The 18,904-nt window shown below is 70.8% G+C and carries 17 protein-coding genes and 1 other RNA gene; all 18 read right to left on the bottom strand.

From position 1 onward, the window contains the following. Window positions 1-54 precede the first annotated feature (54 nt). The 18 genes from ACO06I_RS01895 to ACO06I_RS01810 all read right to left on the bottom strand — a co-directional run bounded on the left by ACO06I_RS01895 (window position 55) and on the right by ACO06I_RS01810 (window position 18,888). On the bottom strand, window positions 55-1,860 hold the full coding sequence (locus ACO06I_RS01895) for an acyclic terpene utilization AtuA family protein (protein WP_421930936.1): 1,806 nt from the start codon (window positions 1,858-1,860) through the stop codon (window positions 55-57). Window positions 1,861-1,945: 85 nt separating this feature from the next. Continuing rightward, a complete protein-coding gene (locus ACO06I_RS01890) occupies window positions 1,946-2,509 on the bottom strand; it encodes a histidine phosphatase family protein (protein WP_421930935.1) in 564 nt (187 codons plus the stop codon). After that, window positions 2,479-3,384, bottom strand: coding sequence for a UDP-N-acetylmuramate dehydrogenase (gene murB / locus ACO06I_RS01885; protein ID WP_421930934.1), 906 nt, complete (start codon window positions 3,382-3,384; stop codon window positions 2,479-2,481). The genes ACO06I_RS01890 and murB overlap by 31 nt, the downstream gene beginning before the upstream one ends. Further along, a complete protein-coding gene (gene murC / locus ACO06I_RS01880; protein ID WP_421930933.1) occupies window positions 3,381-4,796 on the bottom strand; it encodes a UDP-N-acetylmuramate--L-alanine ligase in 1,416 nt (471 codons plus the stop codon). The genes murB and murC overlap by 4 nt, the downstream gene beginning before the upstream one ends. A 9-nt stretch (window positions 4,797-4,805) precedes the next feature. Next, window positions 4,806-5,903, bottom strand: coding sequence for an undecaprenyldiphospho-muramoylpentapeptide beta-N-acetylglucosaminyltransferase (murG, locus tag ACO06I_RS01875; protein WP_421930932.1), 1,098 nt, complete (start codon window positions 5,901-5,903; stop codon window positions 4,806-4,808). 9 nt (window positions 5,904-5,912) lie between these two features. Then, the gene (ftsW, locus tag ACO06I_RS01870; protein WP_421930931.1) at window positions 5,913-7,085 is read right to left on the bottom strand and encodes a putative lipid II flippase FtsW; all 1,173 of its coding nucleotides are present in this window, start codon (window positions 7,083-7,085) and stop codon (window positions 5,913-5,915) included. Continuing rightward, on the bottom strand, window positions 7,082-8,497 hold the full coding sequence (gene murD, locus ACO06I_RS01865; protein WP_421930930.1) for a UDP-N-acetylmuramoyl-L-alanine--D-glutamate ligase: 1,416 nt from the start codon (window positions 8,495-8,497) through the stop codon (window positions 7,082-7,084). The genes ftsW and murD overlap by 4 nt, the downstream gene beginning before the upstream one ends. Before the next feature lie 18 nt (window positions 8,498-8,515). Then, window positions 8,516-9,625 carry a phospho-N-acetylmuramoyl-pentapeptide-transferase gene (gene mraY, locus ACO06I_RS01860; protein WP_421930929.1) on the bottom strand — a complete coding sequence of 370 codons (1,110 nt, stop codon included), beginning with the start codon at window positions 9,623-9,625 and terminating at the stop codon, window positions 8,516-8,518. After that, complete coding sequence (locus ACO06I_RS01855) at window positions 9,625-11,013, bottom strand: UDP-N-acetylmuramoyl-tripeptide--D-alanyl-D-alanine ligase (protein ID WP_421930928.1); 1,389 nt, start codon at window positions 11,011-11,013, stop codon at window positions 9,625-9,627. Before ACO06I_RS01855 ends, mraY begins: the two co-directional genes overlap by 1 nt. Continuing rightward, window positions 11,010-12,464 (bottom strand): UDP-N-acetylmuramoyl-L-alanyl-D-glutamate--2,6-diaminopimelate ligase, encoded by a 1,455-nt coding sequence (locus tag ACO06I_RS01850; protein WP_421930927.1) that lies wholly within the window; start codon window positions 12,462-12,464, stop codon window positions 11,010-11,012. Before ACO06I_RS01850 ends, ACO06I_RS01855 begins: the two co-directional genes overlap by 4 nt. Beyond that, window positions 12,464-14,206: a peptidoglycan D,D-transpeptidase FtsI family protein gene (locus ACO06I_RS01845; protein ID WP_421930926.1), complete on the bottom strand. Its 1,743-nt coding sequence runs from the start codon at window positions 14,204-14,206 to the stop codon at window positions 12,464-12,466. Before ACO06I_RS01845 ends, ACO06I_RS01850 begins: the two co-directional genes overlap by 1 nt. Then, window positions 14,203-14,526: a cell division protein FtsL gene (gene ftsL / locus ACO06I_RS01840; RefSeq protein WP_421930925.1), complete on the bottom strand. Its 324-nt coding sequence runs from the start codon at window positions 14,524-14,526 to the stop codon at window positions 14,203-14,205. The genes ACO06I_RS01845 and ftsL overlap by 4 nt, the downstream gene beginning before the upstream one ends. Then, window positions 14,523-15,452 (bottom strand): 16S rRNA (cytosine(1402)-N(4))-methyltransferase RsmH, encoded by a 930-nt coding sequence (gene rsmH / locus ACO06I_RS01835; protein ID WP_421930924.1) that lies wholly within the window; start codon window positions 15,450-15,452, stop codon window positions 14,523-14,525. Before rsmH ends, ftsL begins: the two co-directional genes overlap by 4 nt. Then, a complete protein-coding gene (locus tag ACO06I_RS01830) occupies window positions 15,449-15,916 on the bottom strand; it encodes a division/cell wall cluster transcriptional repressor MraZ (protein ID WP_421930923.1) in 468 nt (155 codons plus the stop codon). The genes rsmH and ACO06I_RS01830 overlap by 4 nt, the downstream gene beginning before the upstream one ends. Before the next feature lie 323 nt (window positions 15,917-16,239). Next, an RNA gene (gene rnpB, locus ACO06I_RS01825) (RNase P RNA component class A) lies at window positions 16,240-16,659 on the bottom strand. A 34-nt stretch (window positions 16,660-16,693) separates the two neighbouring features. Continuing rightward, window positions 16,694-17,239 (bottom strand): GNAT family N-acetyltransferase, encoded by a 546-nt coding sequence (locus ACO06I_RS01820; protein ID WP_421930922.1) that lies wholly within the window; start codon window positions 17,237-17,239, stop codon window positions 16,694-16,696. A 25-nt stretch (window positions 17,240-17,264) separates the two neighbouring features. Continuing rightward, window positions 17,265-17,984 (bottom strand): N-acetylmuramoyl-L-alanine amidase, encoded by a 720-nt coding sequence (locus tag ACO06I_RS01815; protein ID WP_421930921.1) that lies wholly within the window; start codon window positions 17,982-17,984, stop codon window positions 17,265-17,267. 10 nt (window positions 17,985-17,994) lie between these two features. After that, window positions 17,995-18,888: a DMT family transporter gene (locus ACO06I_RS01810; protein WP_421930920.1), complete on the bottom strand. Its 894-nt coding sequence runs from the start codon at window positions 18,886-18,888 to the stop codon at window positions 17,995-17,997. Window positions 18,889-18,904 lie beyond the last annotated feature (16 nt).

Raw genomic sequence — 18,904 nt, 5'->3', positions numbered from 1 at the left:
CTCTCCGCTTCGCTGCGGCCGGGATGACGCGGGAGGATGTCGTGGTCTGCAACATCACCGCGCCAGCAGGCGGGCGGGGATGTCGATGGGCATGTCGAGGAGCTGCTGGGCCTTGCCCTTGGCGAGCGGGTCGAGGCGGAGGCTGGAGAACTGGCCGCCGCCGAGGGCCTGGATGCAGTGCAGGTTCAGGGCCTGGAGGCCCGGCAGGTCGTAGGCGATCACCTCGGGCGCCTTGGCCCCCTCGAACTCGTGGGCGAAGAAGGCCTTCACCGCCTGGGGGGTCAGGGCCTTGCGGATCCAGGGCAGGTAGTCGGGCCGGCGCGCGATGACCCCGATATTGAAGGCGTCGCCCTTGTCCCCGGACCTCGCCCACGCGACCTCGATCAGGGGAACCTGGACGACCGCCTCGTCGGCGGGGGCGGCGGGCGCCTGCGGGCGCACCACCATGGCGGGGTCGAAGGGCCTGGCCGGTGGCGCCGCCTCGACGGTGAAGGTTCGATCGCCCACCGACACCGTGGCCGGCACCTCGGTGCGGGGCAGCAGGACGGAATAGACCCGCGCCACCGGGGTGATGGTCGGCGCGCCGCCGAACCAGCCGGTGGAACCGACGCTCATGGAGGTGGTGGGCGAGGCGAACTCGCGGGCCAGCAGGCCCAGGGCCTGCGCGCTCTCGTGCTCGGCGCCGACCCGGGCGACCACCTCGCGGACGGCCAGGGCCTCGGGGCGGGCCTGGGCGCCGTAGGAGGACTCCGCCCCCAAGAGTTCGATGCGGCTGTCGCGCAGGGGCGGCAGGTTGCGGTCGCGCAGCATGTCGCCGAGCCGTTCCAGCAGGGCCTCGGCCTGGCGTTGAGCCTTGCGGCCGGCGTCGCGGCCCACCACCGGCATGGCGCCGATGAACCGGTAGCCGTCCTCGAAGGTGATGCAGACCTTGTAGGCCCCGCTGGCGGGATAGCCCTTGGCGCCGGTGACGCGGACGCGGTCGGGGCCGAGGGCCTCCACCTGCACCTGGGTGAAGTCGCAGACCACGTCGGGCAGGGCGTAGCCCTGGGGATCGCCCACCTCATAGAGGATCTGCTCGGCCACGGCGGCGGGCGAGACCAGGCCGCCGGTGCCGGGGGGCTTGGTGACCACGAAGCTTCCGTCGGCCTGGCACTCGATCACCGGATAGCCGATGTGGGCCCAGTCGGGGACCTCCTCCCAGTCGGTGAACAGGCCGCCTGTGGCCTGGGCACCGCACTCGATGACGTGGCCGGCCAGGGAGCCGGCCGAGAGCCGGTCGTGGTCGTCGTCGCTCCAGCCGAACTCGTGCATCAGGGGGCCGAGCGCGAGGGCTGAGTCCACCACCCGCCCGGTGATCACCATGTCGGCCCCGGCGGCCAGCGCCTCCGCGATCGGCCGGCCGCCGAAATAGGCGTTGGCGGTGAAGACGTGGCCGGGATCGGGGAAGGCCGCGCCGGTGAACATCTCCGTCAGGCCGCGGGCCGCAAGGTCGCCCAGGCGGTCCATCAGGTCGTCGCCCTCGACCACGGCGATCTTGAAGGACAGGCCGGCGGCGGCGGCCAGCTCCTCCATGCGCGCGCGGCAGGCCTGGGGATTGAGGCCGCCGGCGTTGGTGACGATCCTCACCCCCTGGGCCTTGAGCTCCTGGAGGTTGTCCTTCCAGACCCATTCGGTGAAGTCGCGGGCGAAGCCCTGGTCGGGGCGGGCGGCCTTGAGCTGGCCCAGGGCCGACATGGTGGCCTCGGCCAGGTAGTCGAGGATCATGTAGTCGAGCTTGCCGCCCTTCAGCAGCTGCGGCGCGGCCACCGAGGAATCCCCCAGGAAGCCGCCGGCCCCGCCGATTCTGACCACCTTGCCCATGACCGGCGCCTCCCAACGCGGATGTCGGGCGAGAGCTAGTCCCCTGCCGTAGGGGGCGCCAAGGGGCGATCGGCGGCGGGGCGGGTCAGACGCCGATCCGCGCGATCAGCCGGTTCTCGGCGTCCAGCACCAGGGCCTCGGGCAGGCGCAGGCTCTTCCACAGGTCGGCGTCCCAGCGGCCGCTCTCCAGGGCGAGATAGGCCGCCAGGATCGTCCCGTGGCTACCGACCATCAGGGGCCGGGCGGCGTGGCGCAGCAGGCCCTGCGTGAACCGGGCGGCGGCCTCCCCAGCGGGCTCGGCGCCCTCGATGCTCTCGTGGGGCGTCGACAGCACCTGGGCCACCCGGGCCTCGAAGGTCGCGGTGTCGCTGAAGGGCCATTTGGGACGGTGTAGTTCGGCGAAGCAGGGGTCGGTCTCGACCTCCAGGCCCAGGCCCTCGGTGAGGATGGCGACCGTCTCCAGGGCCTTGATCTCGGGACTGGAGACCACGGCGGCGGGTCTCAGATGAGTGAGCTTGCCCGCCAGCGCCCGGGCGGCGTCGCGGCCCGCCTCCGACAGCGACCACTGGGGCGGGGGAACGTTGGGGTCCTGGGCGGGCGCCGCGTGGCGCACCAGGATCAGGGCCGGCCGATGCGCTTGATTTCCCATTCCAGTTCGATCCCGGTCTTGGCCTTCACGTCGGCGCGGACGGCTTCGCCCAGGCCCTCCAGGTCGGCCGCGGTGGCCTCGCCGGTGTTGATCAGGAAGTTCGAATGCAGGGGCGAGAACATGGCGCCGCCGAAGGGCTTGCCGCGCCAGCCGGCCTCGTCCACCAGCTTCCAGGAGGAGTGGCCCGGCGGGTTCTTGAAGGTGGAGCCCCCGGTCTTCTCGCGGATCGGCTGGGTGGTCTCGCGGCGCGCGGTGATCTCGGCCATGCGGGCCTCGACGGCGGCGGGGTCGTCGGGGGTCCCCTCGAAGAGGGCGCCGGTGAAGATCAGCCCCCCCTCGGCGGCCTTGGCGGACCTGCGATAGGAAAAGCCCATCTCGGCGTTGGAGAGGGTCACCCGCCCGCCGCTCCGGGTCACGGCATAGGCCTCCACCAGGACGTCCTTGGTCTCGGCGCCGTAGCAGCCGGCGTTCATCATCGCCGCCCCGCCGATGGAGCCCGGCACGCCGCGATAGAACTCCAGGCCGGCGATCCCGGCCTTGGCCGCCTCGCGGGCCACCAGGGCGTCCAGGGCCGCGGCCCCGGCATAGATGCGGTTGTTCCCGCGCGGCTCGATCCGACCGAAGGCGCGGCCGGCCAGGCGGATCACCACGCCCTCGACCCCGCCGTCGCGCACCAGGGTGTTGGAGCCGACGCCGAGGACCGTCACCGGCACGGACGGGTCCAGGCCCTTCAGGAAGTCGGCGAGATCCTCCTCGTCCTGCGGCAGGAACAGGACGTCGGCCGGGCCGCCGACCCGGAACCAGGTGAAGGGGGCCAGGGGCTCGTCGCGGAGCAGCTTGCCGCGGACCTTGGGGAGGTTGTCGAGCCCGCTCAACTTGCCGCCAGGGCCTCGAGCTGGGCCGGCAGGGCGTAGGCCCAGCTGGTGATGTCGCCGGCGCCGAGGCAGACCACCAGGTCGCCGGGCCGGGCCTCGTCGGCGATGACGCGGGCGAGCGCCGCCGGGCTCTCCAGGGCCACGGCGCGGCGGTGGCCGAAGCGGCGCAGGCCGTCCACGAGGCCGTCGCGGTTGGCGCCCTCGATGGGGCTCTCGCCGGCGGTGTAGACGTCGGAGACGATCACCACGTCGGCGTCGTTGAAGCAGCCGCAGAACTCACTGAACAGGTCGTGCAGGCGCGAATAGCGGTGCGGCTGCACCACGGCGATCACCCGGCCGCCGGTGACCGCGCGGGCGGCCTTCAGCACCGCGGAGATCTCCACCGGGTGGTGGCCGTAGTCGTCGATGATGCGGATCCCGTTCGCAACGCCGACCGTGGTGAAGCGGCGGCCCACCCCGCCGAAGGTGGTCAGCCCCTTGCGGATGTCGGCCTCAGACACCCCCAGCTCGCGGGCGATGGCGATGGCGCCCAGGGCGTTCATGACGTTGTGGTGGCCGGCCATGGGCAGGTGCAGGTCCTCCCAGCGCAGAGGTGCGCTGTCGCGGGGCGCGATGACCGCGTCGAAGCGGGAGCCGTCGGGGCCCATGGTGATCTTTTCGGCGCGAACCTCGGCCTGCGGATTGGTCCCGTAGGCGATCAGCCGGCGATTGACGACCTTGGCGGCCATGGCCTGGACGTCGGGATGGTCGGTGCAGACGGCGGCGAAGCCGTAGAAGGGCACGTTCTCCACGAAGTCCTGGAAGGCCTTCTTCACCGCGTCGAAGTCGCCGTAATAGTCCAGGTGCTCGGGATCGATATTGGTGACGATGGCGCAGGTGGACTTCAGCTTAAGGAAGGTGCCGTCGCTCTCGTCGGCCTCCACCACGATCCACTCGCCCTCCCCCACCTTGGCGTTGGTTCCGTAGGCGTTGATGATGCCGCCATTGACCACGGTGGGGTCCATGCCGCCGGCGTCCAGCAGGGCGGCCACCAGCGAGGTGGTGGTGGTCTTGCCATGGGTGCCGCCCACCGCCACCGAGAACTGCAGCCGCGTGAGCTCGGCCAGCATCTCGCCGCGATGGACGAGCGGCAGCCGCCGTTCGCGGGCGGCCAGCATCTCGGGATTGTCGGCCTTGATGGCGGTGGAATAGACGATGGCCGAGGCGCCCTCGATATTGGCCGCCCCCTGGCCGATGAAGACCTTGATCCCCAGCTTCTCCAGCCGCTCGGTGTTGGCGCCGGCCTTGGCGTCGGAGCCCTGCACCGAATAGCCGATGCGCAGCATGATCTCGGCGATGCCGCTCATGCCGATCCCGCCGATGCCGATGAAGTGCACGGGGCCGACGGGGAACGGGACAGGACGGCGGTTCATGGGATCGGCCTACTGTCGGGCTGCGGTCTTTTCGACCAGGTCGGCCAGGCGCTCGGCGGCGTCGGGCTTGGCGATGGAGCGGGCGCCGGCGGCCATGCGGGCCAGGCGGTCGGGATTGGTCAGCAGCTTTTCGAGCGCCGTGGCCATGGTGTCGACGGTAAGCTGGTGCTCGCGGGCCACCTGGGCCCCGCCGGCGTCGGCCATGACCTTGGCGTTCTGACCCTGGTCGTCATCCAGAGCGATGGCGAGCGGGATCAGGATGGCGGGTTTTCCGGCGATGGCGAACTCGCAGACCGTGCCGGCGCCCGAGCGGCCGATCACCAGGTGGGCGTCCTTCAGGCGGCCGGCCATGTCGCGGAAGAAGGGGGCGATCTCGGCCTCCACCATGGCGTCGGCATAGATCTTCCGGGCGTTGTCCATGCTCTCGGCGCGGGTCTGCTGCTGCACCTTCAGGCGGGCGCGCAGGGCCTCGGGCAGCATGCGGATGGCCTCGGGCATCAGCTCGGACAGCAGGCGGGCGCCCTGGCTGCCGCCGGTGATGAGGATGCGGATCGGCCCGTCGGCGGTGGGCGGCTCATAGGGCAGGTCGAAAAGGGCGCGGATCTCCGGGCGCACCGGATTGCCCACCACCACGGCGCTGTCGGCGACCTTGGGCGGGGCCTTCTGCAGCATGGGGAAGGCGCAGGCGACGGCCTTCACATGGCTCACCAGGCGGCGGTTGGCCCGGCCCATGACCGCGTTCTGCTCGTGCATCACGGTGGGCAGGTTGAGCGTGATCCCGGCCAGCAGGCCCGGCACGGAGGGATAGCCGCCGAACCCCACCACCACGTCGGGCTGGATGCGCCGGAAGGCGGCGCGGGCCTGCATGACGCCGCGCAGGATGGAGAGGCCGGCGAGCGCCATGCCGACGGGGTCGCGGGGCTTGTAGGTGCGGGCCGAGAGCCCGATGCGCTCCTCGGCCGGGAAGCTCTCGGCGAAGGCGGCCACCCGCTCGTCGCTGGCCAGCACGATGCGCCAGCCGCGGGCGATCAGGGCCTCGGAAAGGGCCTGGGCGGGGAAGAGGTGCCCACCGGTGCCTCCGGCGGCGACGACGGCGATCTTGCGCATGGGTGCGCTTTAGGCGAAGGCCGCGGACTTGGCGAGGCCCTCGCCCTGGGAATAGGCCCCGGGACGACGCCGGGTGAGGGCGAGCGCCAGGCCGAGCGTCAGGCAGATGGCCAGCATGGAGGAGCCCCCGTAGGAGATGAACGGCAGGGTCATGCCCTTGGTGGGGATCATGTTGAGGTTCACCGCGACATTGATGAAGACCTGCTCGCCCACCAGGACGAAGAGGCCGGCCGCCGCCACCTGCTGGAAGGGATCGCTCAGCTTCATGGCCTTGTAGAGGCCGCGGATCACCACGAAGGCGAACAGCGAGATCAGCATCAGGGAGAAGATCAGGCCGTATTCCTCCGCCGCCACCGAATAGATGAAGTCGGTGTGCAGGTCGGGGACGTGGCGCTTCATGACCCCCTCCCCCGGACCGCGGCCGAAGAAGCCGCCCGCCGCGATGGCCTCGGCGGCCCGGTCCACTTGGTGGGTGTCGGCCCGGTCGGGGCTGAGGAAGCGGTCCACGCGGCTGGCCACGTGGGGGAACAGGAAATAGGTCGAGGACAGGCCCGCCAGCGCGGTTCCGCCCAGCAGCATCACCCAGGAAAGCGGCACGCCCGCCATCCAGAAGGCCGCGCCGAAGGCCACGGTGATCAGCACCGTCTGGCCGACGTCGGGCTGGATCAGCAGCAGGCCCACCGACAGCAGGTAGAGTCCAAAGGCGATGGTGACGCCGGGCACGCCCTGGCCCTTCTGCCCCTCGGCGAACATCCAGGAGACCAGGATGATCAGGGCCGGCTTCATGAACTCCGACGGCTGCAGGGTGAAGCCGGCGAATTCCAGCCAGCGGGTCGCCCCCTTGGCGTTGTGGCCGATGAAGGGCAGCACCGCCATGATGGCGATGGCGGCGATGTAGATGAAGAAGGCCGCCCGCCGCACGCCCTTGGTGTCGAGCATCGAGGTGGAGATCAGGATCACCGAGCCGACGGCGGCGAACAGGCACTGGCGCACGGCGAAGTGGAAGGGGTCGCCGACATTCATCCGCGCCGCGGCCGAGGGGCTGGCGGCGAAGGACATCATCACCCCCAGGATGATCAGCACGCCCACGGCGCCCAGCATCCAGCGGTCGATGGTCCACCACCAGACGCCGACCGGGGTGCGGTCGCTGCGCGCGAAGGCGTGGGCCTGGGTGGGGTTCATGCGCGGGCTCCCTTGGCCGCGGGCGCGGTCAGGGCCTGGACGGCGGCGCGGAACGCCTCGCCCCGGGCCTCGAAGTCGGCGAACTGGTCGAAGGAGGCGCAGGCCGGCGAGAGCAGGACGACGGCGTCCTGGCCCTTGGCGGCGGCGTCGGCATAGGCCTTGGCCACGGCGACCTCCATCGTCCCGCAGGCGACGGTCGGGGCCTTGCCCTTCAGGGTCTCCTCGAAGGCCTCGGAGGCCTCGCCGATCAGGTAGGCGGTCTCGATCTTCGGGAACAGGTCGGCCAGGGCGTCGATACCGCCGGTCTTCGGCTGGCCGCCGGCGATCCAGTAGAATTTGGGGTAGCTCGACATGGCCTGGCGGGCGGCGTCGGTGTTGGTGGCCTTGCTGTCGTTGACGAAGCGCACGCGGCCGAGCTGGCCGACGGTCTCCATGCGGTGGGCCAGGCCCGGGAAGCTCATAAGGCCCTCGGCGGCGTCCTCGGCGGAGATGCCCAGGCCGCGGGCGGCGGAATAGGCGGCGGCGGCGTTCTGCCAGTTGTGGCGGCCCGGCAGGGAGCGGGCCCGCAGCAGGTCGGCCACCTCGACGGCGCGCTCGCCGGTGGCGTCGTAGAGCAGGCCCTGGAGTGCGTAGACGCCGCGGCCCATGGCCTTGGAGGCCGAGATCGGCACGATGGTGCGGCGGTTGGCGGCGGTGATCTCGGTGCAGATCCGCTGGCCCCAGGGATCGTCCACCCCGATGACGGCGGTGTCGCCCTTGCCCTGGTTGAGCAGGATGCGGCGCTTGGCGGCGACATAGCCCTCCATGCCGCCATGGCGCTCCAGGTGGTCGGGGGAGACGTTCAGCAGGATGGCGACGTCGGGCTTCAGGCTGGAGGTCAGGTCGAGCTGGTAGGAGCTCATCTCCAGGACGTAGACGGCCCCGCCGTGCATGTCCTCCAGGCCCAGCACCCCCACGCCGATATTGCCGCCCACGCGGGTGTCGCGACCGGCCGAGGCGCAGATGTGGCCGATCAGGGCGGTGGTGGTGGACTTGCCGTTCGTGCCGGTGATGGCGACGATCTTCGGGCGCTTGTGCTCGGGCGCGGCGTTCACGGTGCGGGCGAACAGCTCCATGTCGCCGACGATCTCGACCCCGGTCTCCTGGGCCTTGGTGACCGTCCAGTGCGGCTCGGGATGGGTGAGCGGCACGCCCGGCGACAGCATCAGGGCGGCGAACTGGCTCCAGTCGGCGGTGGACAGGTCCACCAGGGGCAGGCCCTCGGCCTCCGCGGCGGCGCGGCCTTCCGGCCGCTCGTCCCACAGCGCCACCTGGGCGCCGCCGGCCACCAGCGCGCGCGCGGCGGCCAGACCCGTGCGGGCCAGGCCGAACACGGCGACCGTCCTGCCTTCGAAGCCGCGGACCGGGATCATGACCTGCTCACGCCCTCCCTACCGCAGTTTCAGGGTGGCGAGGCCCAGGATGGCCAGGACCACGGCGATGATCCAGAAGCGGATCACCACGGTGGATTCCGACCAGCCGAGCTTCTCGAAATGGTGGTGGATCGGGGCCATGCGGAACACCCGCTTGCCCGTCAGCTTGAACGACGCGACCTGGATCATCACCGACAGGGTCTCCAGCACGAAGAGACCGCCGATGATCCCCAGCACGATCTCGTGCTTGGTGGCCACGGCCACGGTGCCGATGGCGCCGCCGAGCGCCAGGGAGCCGGTGTCGCCCATGAAGATCTTGGCCGGGGGCGCATTGTACCAGAGGAAGCCCAGGCCAGCCCCGATCATGGCCCCGCAGAACACGCCGACCTCGCCCACGCCGGGGACGAAGTGGAGCTGCAGGTAGCGGGCGAAGACATAGTTGCCCACCAGGTAGGTGATCAGGCCGAAGGCGGCGGCGGCGATCATCACCGGCACGGTGGCCAGGCCGTCCAGGCCGTCGGTGAAATTCACCGCGTTGGCCGCGCCGACGATGATGAAGGCGCCGAAGGCCAGGTAGAACCAACCCATGTTCAGCAGCAGGCCCTTGAAGATCGGGAAGGCCACCGAGGTGGCCAGCTCCGGCGCTTCCGGCGGGCGGCCGCCATAGATGACGATGAGGGCGACGGCGGCGAGCGCGATGATCGCCTCCAGCAGCAGCCGGACCTTGCCCGACACACCCTCGGTGGTCTGCTTGGTGACCTTGGCGTAGTCGTCGGTGAAGCCGAGGATTCCGTAGCCCACGGTCACCAGGATCACCGCCCAGACATAGACGTTGGACAGGTCGCTCCACAGCAGGGTGCCCACCAGAAGGCCGGCCAGGATCATGACGCCGCCCATGGTGGGGGTGCCGGCCTTCTCCACCACGTGACGGGCGATGCCGTCGGCGCGGATCGGCTGGCCCTTGCCCTGCTTGGCCTGCATCCAGCGGATGAAGCGCGAGCCCATCAGAACCACCACGATCTGGGCGGTGAACAGGGCCATGCCGGTGCGGAAGGTCAGGTATTTCAGAAGGTTGAGGACCGGCACGTGGCCGCCCGCCGACATCTGCTCATACAGCCAATAGAGCATCAGCCCGCCTCCCCGGAACGGCCATCGAGGGCGACCAGCGCGGCTGTCACCGCGCCCGCCTTCGAGCCGTTGGACCCCTTCACCATCACCAGGTCGCCAGGCTCTACGGCCCGGGTGACCTGCGGCGCCAGCTCTGCCGCAGACTCGGCGTACCCGCCCCGCCGAGTCGGCGGAAGGGCGTCCCAGAGGGATTTCATCAGGGGACCGGCGCAGAACACCAGGTCGATGGCCGCCTTTTCCAGCGGCTCGGCCAGCCCGGCATGGAAGGCGGGGCCGCCCTCCCCCAGTTCCAGCATGTCGGTCAGCGCGACGATCCGCCGCCCCGAGGCCTTGCGGGCGCCCAGGGTCGCGAAGGCCGCGGTCATGGAGATCGGGTTGGCGTTGTAGCTCTCGTCGATCAGGGTGAAGGCCCCGCCGGCCAGGCGGATGGTCTTCTCGGCGCCGCGGCCCTCCAGGGGCTCGAAGGATCCCAGGGCCGCGAGGCTGTCGCCGAGGGAGACGTCGAGGGCCTCCAGCATCAGCAGCACCGCCATGCTGTTGGGGCCCCAGTGGAAGCCGGTCTGCAGGATCGGGAAGTCCAGGGCCTTGCCGTGCAGCCGGGCCTGGACCACGGCGTGGCCGGCCTGGGGCTGGAAGTCGATCAGGCGGGCGTCGCAGGCCTCTCCGGCCCCGAAGCTCAGCACCTTGCCGCCGGCGGCGCGGGCCGCCGCGCTCAGCAGGTCGAACCACTTGTTGTCGGCGTTGAGGATGGCCACCCCGCCCGGCTCCAGGCCGTCGAAGATCTCGGCCTTGGCGCGGGCCACCCCGATCTCGCCGTCCGGGAAGTTCTCCACATGGACCGGGCCCACGGTGGTGATGGCCACGGCATGGGGCCGCACGAAGCGGGTCAGGGGGGTGATCTCATCGGCGTGGTTCATGCCGATCTCGAACACGGCGCGCTCGGTGTCGCGGGGCATGCGGGCCAGCGTCAGGGGCACGCCGATGTGGTTGTTGTAGCTCTTCACCGAGGAATGGGCCTTGCCCGCCAGCATCAGGCCAGCGCGCACGGCCTGGGTCACGCTGGTCTTGCCGACCGAGCCGGTGACCGCGCCGCGGCGCACCTGAGGCGCACGAACACGGGCGGCTTCTCCCAGCCTTTCCAAGGCCTTGAAGGTGTCTTCCACCAGGACGTGGGGGCCGTCCACCGCCTGGCTGACCAGGGACCCGGCCGCGCCCTTGGCCAGGGCCGGGGCGACAAACTCGTGACCGTCGCGGACCCCGGCCAGGGCCACGAACAGGTCGCCGGTCTCGATGGAGCGGGTGTCGATGGAGACGCCGTCGACGGCGAAGTCGCCGACCACCTGGCCGCCGGTCGCCTCGGCGATCTCGTCCGCGGTCCATAGGCTCATGGCCGGCCTCGCAGGGCCTGCTCGGTTTCGACCACGTCGTCGAACGGATGGTTGACGCCGGCAATGGTCTGCCAGTTCTCATGGCCCTTGCCGGCCACCACCAGGATGTCGCCGGCCTCCAGCAGGGCGACGCCGGCGCGGATCGCCGCGCGGCGGTCGCCGATGTTCTGCAGGCCGGTGGTCCCGGCCATGACTTCGGCGCGGATGGCGGCGGGGTCCTCGCTGCGGGGATTGTCGTCGGTGACGATGCCGAGGTCGGCGTACTGAGCGCCGATCGACCCCATCAGCGGCCGCTTGGTGCGGTCGCGGTCGCCGCCCGCCCCGAACACCACGATCAGCTTGCCCTCGACATGGGGCCGCAGGGCCTGCAGCACCGTCTCCAGGCCGTCCGGCGTATGGGCGTAGTCCACATAGGCGACGCCGCCCTTCGGGCTCGTCCCGACCAGCTGCAGCCGGCCAGGAGCGCCTTCGAGCGTTTCCAGCGCCCGCATGACGCCCGCCACGGGCTCACCCGCCGCGATGCAGAGGCCCGCCGCCACCAGGGCGTTTGAGGCTTGGTAGCCCCCCACCAGAGGCAGGTTGACCTCATAGGTCCGGCCTTGGGCGGCGATGGTCAGGCGCTGCCCCTCGGGGGTCGGGGTGCGGGAGAGCAGGGTCAGGCCCTGCCCCGCCGCGCCCACCGACATCAACGTCTGGCCGTGGGTGACGGCGGCGGCGGCGAAGGCGTCACAGGCGTCGGAATCGGCGTTGAGCACCGCGGTCCCGCCGCGGGGCAGCAGGGTCGTGAACAGCCGCAGCTTGGCGTCGCGATAGGCCTCCATCGTGACGTGATAGTCGAGGTGGTCCTGAGTGAGGTTCAGGAAGCCGGCGGCGGAAATTCGCGCGCCGTCCAGGCGGCGTTGTTCCACTCCGTGGGAAGAGGCCTCCAGGGCCAGGTGGGTGACCCCCAGATCCACCAGCTTGCTCATCAGCTCGGCGACGTCGGCGGCGTCCGGCGTGGTGAGGCCGGGCGGCGTGAGCTGCGCCTCGAAGCCGTTCGGGCCGGTGGCGTAGACCCCCAGCGTGCCCATGCTGGCGGCGCGATGGCCGCCGGCGTTGAATATCTGGCGGCAGAAGGCGGCCACCGAGGTCTTGCCGTTGGTGCCGGTCACCGCCACCACCGTGGCCGGCTGGACCTTCCAGAAGGCGGCGGCAGCCAGGGCGTAGGCGCGGCGCGGGTCTGGGGTCACGACGAAGGGCACGTCCAGGCCGGGCGCCTCGGCTGTCGCGATCACGGCGGCGGCGCCGGCCGAGACAGCGCTCGGCACGAAGGCCAGGCCGTCGGCCTTCGTCCCCGGCAGGGCGGCGAACAGGAAGCCCGGCTTCACCTTGCGGCTGTCGGCGGTCACGCCCTCGATCATCGGATCGACGGCGAGGTCGCGGGCCACCAGCTCTGACAGCCGCACGCCCATCAGTGTTCGCTCTCGATGGGGACGACGGCCTCGGTGGGCGTCGCGGCCACCAGGTCGGGACGGCGGGCCACGCCCAGGAAGGGGGCGACGCGGTCGATCACCCGGCCGGCGGCCGGTGCGGCGGTCCAGCCGCCGGTGGCGAAGCCGAAGGTCTCGGGGGTGCCCTTGGGCTCGTCCATCAGGATCAGCACGAAATAGCGGTCGGCCTCCAGGGGCCCGTCAGTGGGGAAGACCGCGGCGAAGGACGAGACCAGGACGTTGGTGGAGTAGCGGCCGCCGATCACCTTGTTGGCCGAGCCGGTCTTGCCGCCCACCCGCAGGCCCGGCGCATTGGCCTTGCCGCCGGTGCCGCGCACGACATTGACCCGCATCAGGTCCAGCATGGCCCGGGAGGTTTCCTCGGAGACCGCGCGGGTCCCCTCGGGCCGGGTCCCCGGCTTCATCGGCCGGATGGTCAGGGGCACATAGGTCCCGCCGTTGAGGATCGCGCCCATGCCGGCGGCGACCGCCAGGGGCGAGACGGAGATGGCGTGCCCGAAGGAGGTGGAGGCGACGTCGTTCTCGTTCCAGTGGCGCGGCACGATCGGCTTGGCGCTCTCCGACAGCTCCACCGGGGCCGCTCGGGTCAGGCCAAAGGCCTTGAAGTACTTCTGCACGGTGGCCGAGCCGGCCTGCAGGGCCAGCTTGGTGGTGCCGATGTTCGACGAGTGGATGAAGATGTCGGCCACCGACATGATCTTGTTCTCGGCGTGGTAGTCGTGGATCGTCTGGCCGCCGATCTTCACCGGCTGGCGGGCGTCGAAGGTGGAGGCGAGCGTCGCGGTGCCGGAGTCCAGCCCCATGGCCACCGTGAAGACCTTGAAGGTCGAGCCCATCTCATAGACCGAGGCCGCGGCGTGGTTGATCAGCTGCTCGGGCGTGGCCTTGCCGGCCAGGTTGGGGTCGAAGGTCGGATAGGAGGCGATGCCAAGGATCTCGCCGGTGTGGACATTGGTGATGATCCCCACCGCGCCCTTGGCCTGGTGCGCGGCGGCGGCCTTGTAGAGTTCGTCCTCCAGGGCGGCCTGCACCCGCAGGTCGATGGAGAGCGGCGTGGCCTGGTGGCTGGGGGCGCCGCCGCGGATGGCGTCGTTGAGGGCCAGCTCGGCGCCCGAAAGCCCCTCCCCGCCGGTGTCGGCGAAGCCGATCAGGTGGGCCGCCGTCGTGCCCAGGGGATAGAGCCGGCGCTGTTCGGGCTCGAAGGTGACGCCGGGCAGGCCCAGCTCATGGATGCGGCCGCGGATCTCGGGGGTCAGGCCGCCCACCAGGAAGCTGCGGCGCTCGCCGCGCAGGGCGCGTTCCAGCCGCGCCGGGGACAGGCCCGGCAGGGCGGCGTGCAGGGCGCGGCGGGTTTCGGCGGTGTCCCAGATCTCGCGTGGATCGACATAGAGGCCGTAGTGCAGCAGGTCGGCGGCCAGCATGGCGCCGTTGCGGTCGGTGAGATCGGCGCGGGCGGCGCCCACGGGGCCGGCCAGGCCATTGCCGCGGCCGGCGTCGGAGAACAGGGCCATGCGGGTGGCGCCGACCCCGAGGGTGACGAACCCGGCGGCGAACATGGCGGCCACGAAGAAGATGCGGATGCGGGTGTCGTCTTCGGCCTTGCCGGCCGCCTTGGCGCGCTCGAAGGCGTGCTCCAGGCCCCAGAGCCGCGCCTTCAGCCAGCCCCAGCCGGGGGCCTGGAAATTGGGGTGGGCCAGGCTCACGACGCCGGCTCCTTGCGCGCGATCTCGGCCAGGGCGTCGGGGGTGACCTCGCGCTTGGCGGAGATGGGCGCCAGGCCCAGATAGCCGGTGGAGAGCTGCTCGATGCGCGAGGGCTGCTCCAGATGACTGACCTCGGCCTTCAGCAGGCGGATGCGGTCGTGCTCGGCGGCGATCTGGCGCTCCACCAGGGCGATCTCGGAGCGCTCGCGGCCGGCGATGGTCTTGGCCAGATAGACCGACATCACCAGGGCCATCAGCAGGGCCAGGGCCACGACGTCGACGAGGCGGAAGCCCCGGACCCGGCGATCCAGCAGGCTCATGCGGCCTCCTTCCAGACCGGCGCGGCGGTGCGAACCGCGGCGCGGAGCTTGGCCGAACGGGCGCGGGGATTGGCCGCGATCTCGGCCTCGGACGGGGCGTGGGCCCCCTTGAAGATCAGCTCGAAGCTGGGGGCGGCGCCGGCCTGGGCCGGCGGCAGGTGACGCGAGCCGGCCGGGGTCTGGCCGGCGCGGGGGATGAAGAAGGACTTCACGATGCGGTCCTCCAGCGAGTGGAAGGTCACCACCGCCAGGCGGCCGCCGGGCTTCAGGACGCGTTCGGCGGCCACCAGGCCCGCCTCCAGCTCGCCCAATTCGTCGTTCACGGCGATGCGCAGGCCCTGGAAGGTGCGGGTGGCGGGATGGACCTTGGCGCCGCGGCGGCCGCCCAGGACCCGCTCGACGAAGTCGGCGAACTCCAGGGTGCGCTCGAAGGGCTGCTCCTCGCGGCGGCGGGCGATGGCGCCGGCGATGCGGCGGGCCTTCTTCTCCTCGCCATAGACCCAGAAGATCCGCGACAGTTCGGCGGGATCGGCGGTGTTGATCAGGTCGGCGGCGGTGGGGCCCTGCGCGCCCATGCGCATGTCCAGGGGCCCGTCGCGCATGAAGGAGAAGCCGCGGTCGGCCTCGTCGAGCTGCATGGAGGAGACCCCCAGGTCCAGGGCGACGCCGTCGACGGAGCCCTCCCCCAGCCGGTCGTCCATCTCGGAGAAGCAGGCCTCGATGAGCTGGAAGCGGTCCCCCAGGCCCTCCGCGAAGCGGCGGGCGGTGGGGTCGCGGTCGAAGGCGATGACCTCCGCCCCGGTGGCCAGCAGGGCCCGTGAATAGCCCCCGGCCCCGAAGGTGCCGTCGACGATGCGCTGGCCGGGACCCGGTTTGAGGGCCTCGATCACCTCGGCCATCAGGACGGGGACGTGGGGGGCGCTCATGAACCGGCCCCGGCGCGGGCGGCGCGCTGGGCGCCGCGCAGCTGGGCCAGGCCCTCGCGGGCGATCTCGCGCTGGGCGGCGCGGTGGGCCTGGAACGCCTCGCGCTCCCAGATCTGGAACCGGTCGCCGAGGCCGACGACCACCACCCAGTCGCTGAGGCCGAACATGTCGCAGAGCCCCTCGGGCAGGGTCACCCGGCCGGCGGTGTCGAAGCTCATCTTGGCCAGGCCGCCCAGGATCGAGGTCTCCAGGGCCGAACGCAGGGGGTCGCCGAAATCCATCTCGTCGATCACGCCTAGGTAACGGTCCAACAGGGCTTTGCCGCCACCTTCGATGCAGTCGGCCTCGATGGAAGGGAAGCAGATGATTCCGTCGAAGGGGCCAGAGGCGAGAGCGCGGAATTCCTGCGGCACAACGATGCGCCGCTTTGCGTCCAGCTGCTTCTCGAACGTCGAGACGAACATCCCGCCGCGCCCCAGTTTCTCGCCCCCGATCGGGCCGCCCTCACTCCGCCTAGAGGACCCAAACCGACGCGGCCCCAGCACTTAGCGAACAAGAATTGGGTTAACACGGGCTCAACTGGGCGACAATGCCTCCAAATGACTATTTGGCGCGGATTCAAAGATGTCGCAGACAAGTATGGTTAACGCCGGTAAACACTCCACAGAACATACAGAGAACTCGTTAAATATAGCGGCGGAACGTCGCATAGGTTGTGGATAATTAGAGTCGCGCGCAAAGGCTGAGCCCGCGCCCTTGCTCTATGCGTCTCGCCGGCGGGAAATGATGGACCAGACGGCCTGTAAGCCGGGTTCTGTGCCGCCCGCCGAGGCGGGCATTGGCGATCATTCCTCTGGACCGCCCATCGCTGGACGGTTCTCGCGACCTACCCGGGTGCCTCGGGCCTACGACAGCCCTACCGGCGAACCGGCGCGACACCCCTATTCGGTCTTGCTCCTGGCGGGGCTTGCCATGCCGTCCCCATTGCTGGGTCCGCGGTGCGCTCTTACCGCACCCTTTCACCCTTCCCCTCCTGCGCTGAAGCTTCGGAGGGCAAGCCCTGCAAAGCCTTGGCGGAGCAGGGAGGTCTGCTCTCTGTGGCGCTATCCCTAGGGTCACCCCCGGTGGGCGTTACCCACCGCCATGTCGTCGTGGAGCCCGGACTTTCCTCGCCTGCCGAAGCAGGCGCGACCGCCCAGCCATCTGGTCCGCGCGTTAGATGGGCGCAGACGCCGCGCGGGTCAATCGGACAACCGGCCGTAGACCAGCTGGTCCCAGTAGCGCCCCTTCCAGTGGGCGTGGTCGCGCAGGGTGCCCTCGAGGGAAAAGCCGTGCCGTTCCAGCAGGGCGCAGGACCGGGCGTTGCCGAGGGTGACCATGGCCTCGATGCGCCGCAGGGAAAGCTCGTGGAAGCCGAAGGCCAGGACGTGGGGCAGGATCTGGCTCATCACGCCCCGCCCCCAGTCGGCGCGGCGCAGGTCGTAGGCCACCTCGCCGCGGCGGGCGCGGTCGAAGACCAGGTTGTTGAAGCCCACCGTGCCGATCAGGGCCGGGTCGCCGGGGCGCCGGATCGTCCAGCGCACCCCGCCGTCTCCGGCCGCCAGCTCCGTCCCCCAGTCGATGATCTCGTGGGCCTGGGCCAGGGTGGTGAGGGGGGCGATGTCCATGTACTCGGCCACCAAAGGGTCACCGAACAACTCAAACAGCCCCGCCGCGTCGTCGCGTTGCAGGGGGGCGAGCCGGTAGTCGCCGACGATCAGGGCGCAGCTGGCCAGCCCGAGGCTCACGGACGCCGCGTCCGACGGCCGGCCATCAGGCGCCGATCCGCAGCAGGGCGATCAGCCGGGCCCGGGTCTCCCCGTCCGCGATCCCGTCCACCCTGTCCGGCCGCCAGTGGCGCTGGAAGGCGGTGACCACGGCGGTGGTGTGGGGGTCGAACGTGCCCGAGGGCGCGCAGTCATAGCCCAGCCGGGTGAAGCCGGCCTGGAGGGCGAAGACCGCGGCCCCCTCCTCCCCCTCGGCGAGCGGCAGGCCCGGGGCGGCGGCGGGTTCGGCCCACAGGCCGTGGCCGGCCTCGGCGAGCCGCTTCCAGGGGAACAGCTCGCCCGGGTCCTGCTTGCGGTCGGGGGCGACGTCGGAATGGCCGACGATGGCGCCGTCCTCGATGGTCCAGCGGGTGCGGATCTCGCTCACCAGCTCGATCACCGCGGCGATCTGCGCCTCCGGGAAGGGCCGATAGCCGAACTCGTGGCCGGGATTGACGATCTCGATCCCCACCGAGCGGCCGTTGATGTCGCGCTCGCCCTTCCAGGAGGAGACCCCGGCGTGCCAGGCCCGCCGCTCCTCGGCCACCAGGGTGAAGACCCGGCCGTCCTCCTCCACCACGTAGTGGGCCGAGACCTTGGCCTCCGGATCGCGCAGGCGCGCGATGGCCCCCTCCCCGGTCTGCATGCCGGTGTAGTGCAGGACGATCATGTCCGGCGGGGTCTTGCGAACGTCGAAATTGGGCGAGGGCGCCGGGATCGGAGTCATGCGGCGAAGGTTATTGCGAGCGGTTGCGCAAGGCCACCAGCAAAGCCACGGCCTGGCTGGGCCGTAGCGCGATCACCAGCACGCCGGCCAGGGCGATGGCCGTGCCGAAGGCCATCCGCAGGTCGAAGACGTCGTGGGTGAAGACCACCCCCATGCCGATGGTGGCCAGCGGCGTCATCAGGGTCAGAGGCGAGATCAGGTTGGCCTCATACTTCTGGATCAGGCTGTAATAGAGGGTGTGGGCCAGGACCGAGACTACCAGGCCCGAGAACAGGGCTGAGGCCACGAAGGGCCAGCCGGCGGCGATGCCGGCCTGCACCTGGCCGGGCTCCAGGGCCGCGCTCAGGGCCACCATGGGCACGAGGGACGACAGGCCCACCCAGGCCTGCAGGCGCAGGGGCTTCACCCCTTCCATCTGCTTCATCATCACCGCTCCCAGGCCGCCCAGGAACGAGGCCGCGACGATGAACAGCAGGCCGCCGGAGATCTTGAAGCCGTGCGGGTCCCACATCACCGCCAGAACGCCGGTGAGCGTCAGCAGCATGCCGACGATCCGCCGCCCGGTGAGCCGTTCGCGCAGGATCAGGAAGGACAGCAGGGTGGTGATCGGCACCCCCACCTGGCTGACGATGGCCACGGCCGAGGGGCTGGCGGTCTTCAGGCCGATGAAGACAAGGGCGAAGGTGCCCGCCCCCATCAGCACGCCTACCACCAGCATCCGCCAGCGCGGCCGCGGCATGGGCAGCAGCCAGGGGAAGACCGCGATCAGCACCACGGCGAAGCGCACGGCGGCGTAGAACATCGGCGGCACGCCCAGATGGGCGACCACGAACTTCGACACGATATTGTTGGCCGCCCAGACGACGCAGACGAAGGCCAGCAGGGCGAAATCCCGAAGCGACATGATCCGGGCTTAGAGC

The organism is Phenylobacterium sp., assembly GCF_965229015.1.
Lineage (GTDB): Bacteria > Pseudomonadota > Alphaproteobacteria > Caulobacterales > Caulobacteraceae > Phenylobacterium.
This window is presented reverse-complemented; position numbering and strand designations above follow the sequence as displayed.

Coding starts and splice junctions, on each gene's coding strand:
- mraY (WP_421930929.1), bottom strand. CDS start 9,625: ATGCTCTATTGGCTGTATGAGCAGATGTCGGCGGGCGGCCACGTGCCG.
- ACO06I_RS01815 (WP_421930921.1), bottom strand. CDS start 17,984: ATGACTCCGATCCCGGCGCCCTCGCCCAATTTCGACGTTCGCAAGACC.
- rsmH (WP_421930924.1), bottom strand. CDS start 15,452: ATGAGCGCCCCCCACGTCCCCGTCCTGATGGCCGAGGTGATCGAGGCC.
- ACO06I_RS01830 (WP_421930923.1), bottom strand. CDS start 15,916: ATGTTCGTCTCGACGTTCGAGAAGCAGCTGGACGCAAAGCGGCGCATC.
- ACO06I_RS01850 (WP_421930927.1), bottom strand. CDS start 12,464: ATGGGCGTGCGGCTGTCAGAGCTGGTGGCCCGCGACCTCGCCGTCGAT.
- ACO06I_RS01810 (WP_421930920.1), bottom strand. CDS start 18,888: ATGTCGCTTCGGGATTTCGCCCTGCTGGCCTTCGTCTGCGTCGTCTGG.
- murC (WP_421930933.1), bottom strand. CDS start 4,796: ATGAACCGCCGTCCTGTCCCGTTCCCCGTCGGCCCCGTGCACTTCATC.
- ftsL (WP_421930925.1), bottom strand. CDS start 14,526: ATGAGCCTGCTGGATCGCCGGGTCCGGGGCTTCCGCCTCGTCGACGTC.
- ACO06I_RS01855 (WP_421930928.1), bottom strand. CDS start 11,013: ATGAGCCTATGGACCGCGGACGAGATCGCCGAGGCGACCGGCGGCCAG.
- murG (WP_421930932.1), bottom strand. CDS start 5,903: ATGCGCAAGATCGCCGTCGTCGCCGCCGGAGGCACCGGTGGGCACCTC.
- murD (WP_421930930.1), bottom strand. CDS start 8,497: ATGATCCCGGTCCGCGGCTTCGAAGGCAGGACGGTCGCCGTGTTCGGC.
- ftsW (WP_421930931.1), bottom strand. CDS start 7,085: ATGAACCCCACCCAGGCCCACGCCTTCGCGCGCAGCGACCGCACCCCG.
- ACO06I_RS01895 (WP_421930936.1), bottom strand. CDS start 1,860: ATGGGCAAGGTGGTCAGAATCGGCGGGGCCGGCGGCTTCCTGGGGGAT.
- ACO06I_RS01890 (WP_421930935.1), bottom strand. CDS start 2,509: ATGGGAAATCAAGCGCATCGGCCGGCCCTGATCCTGGTGCGCCACGCG.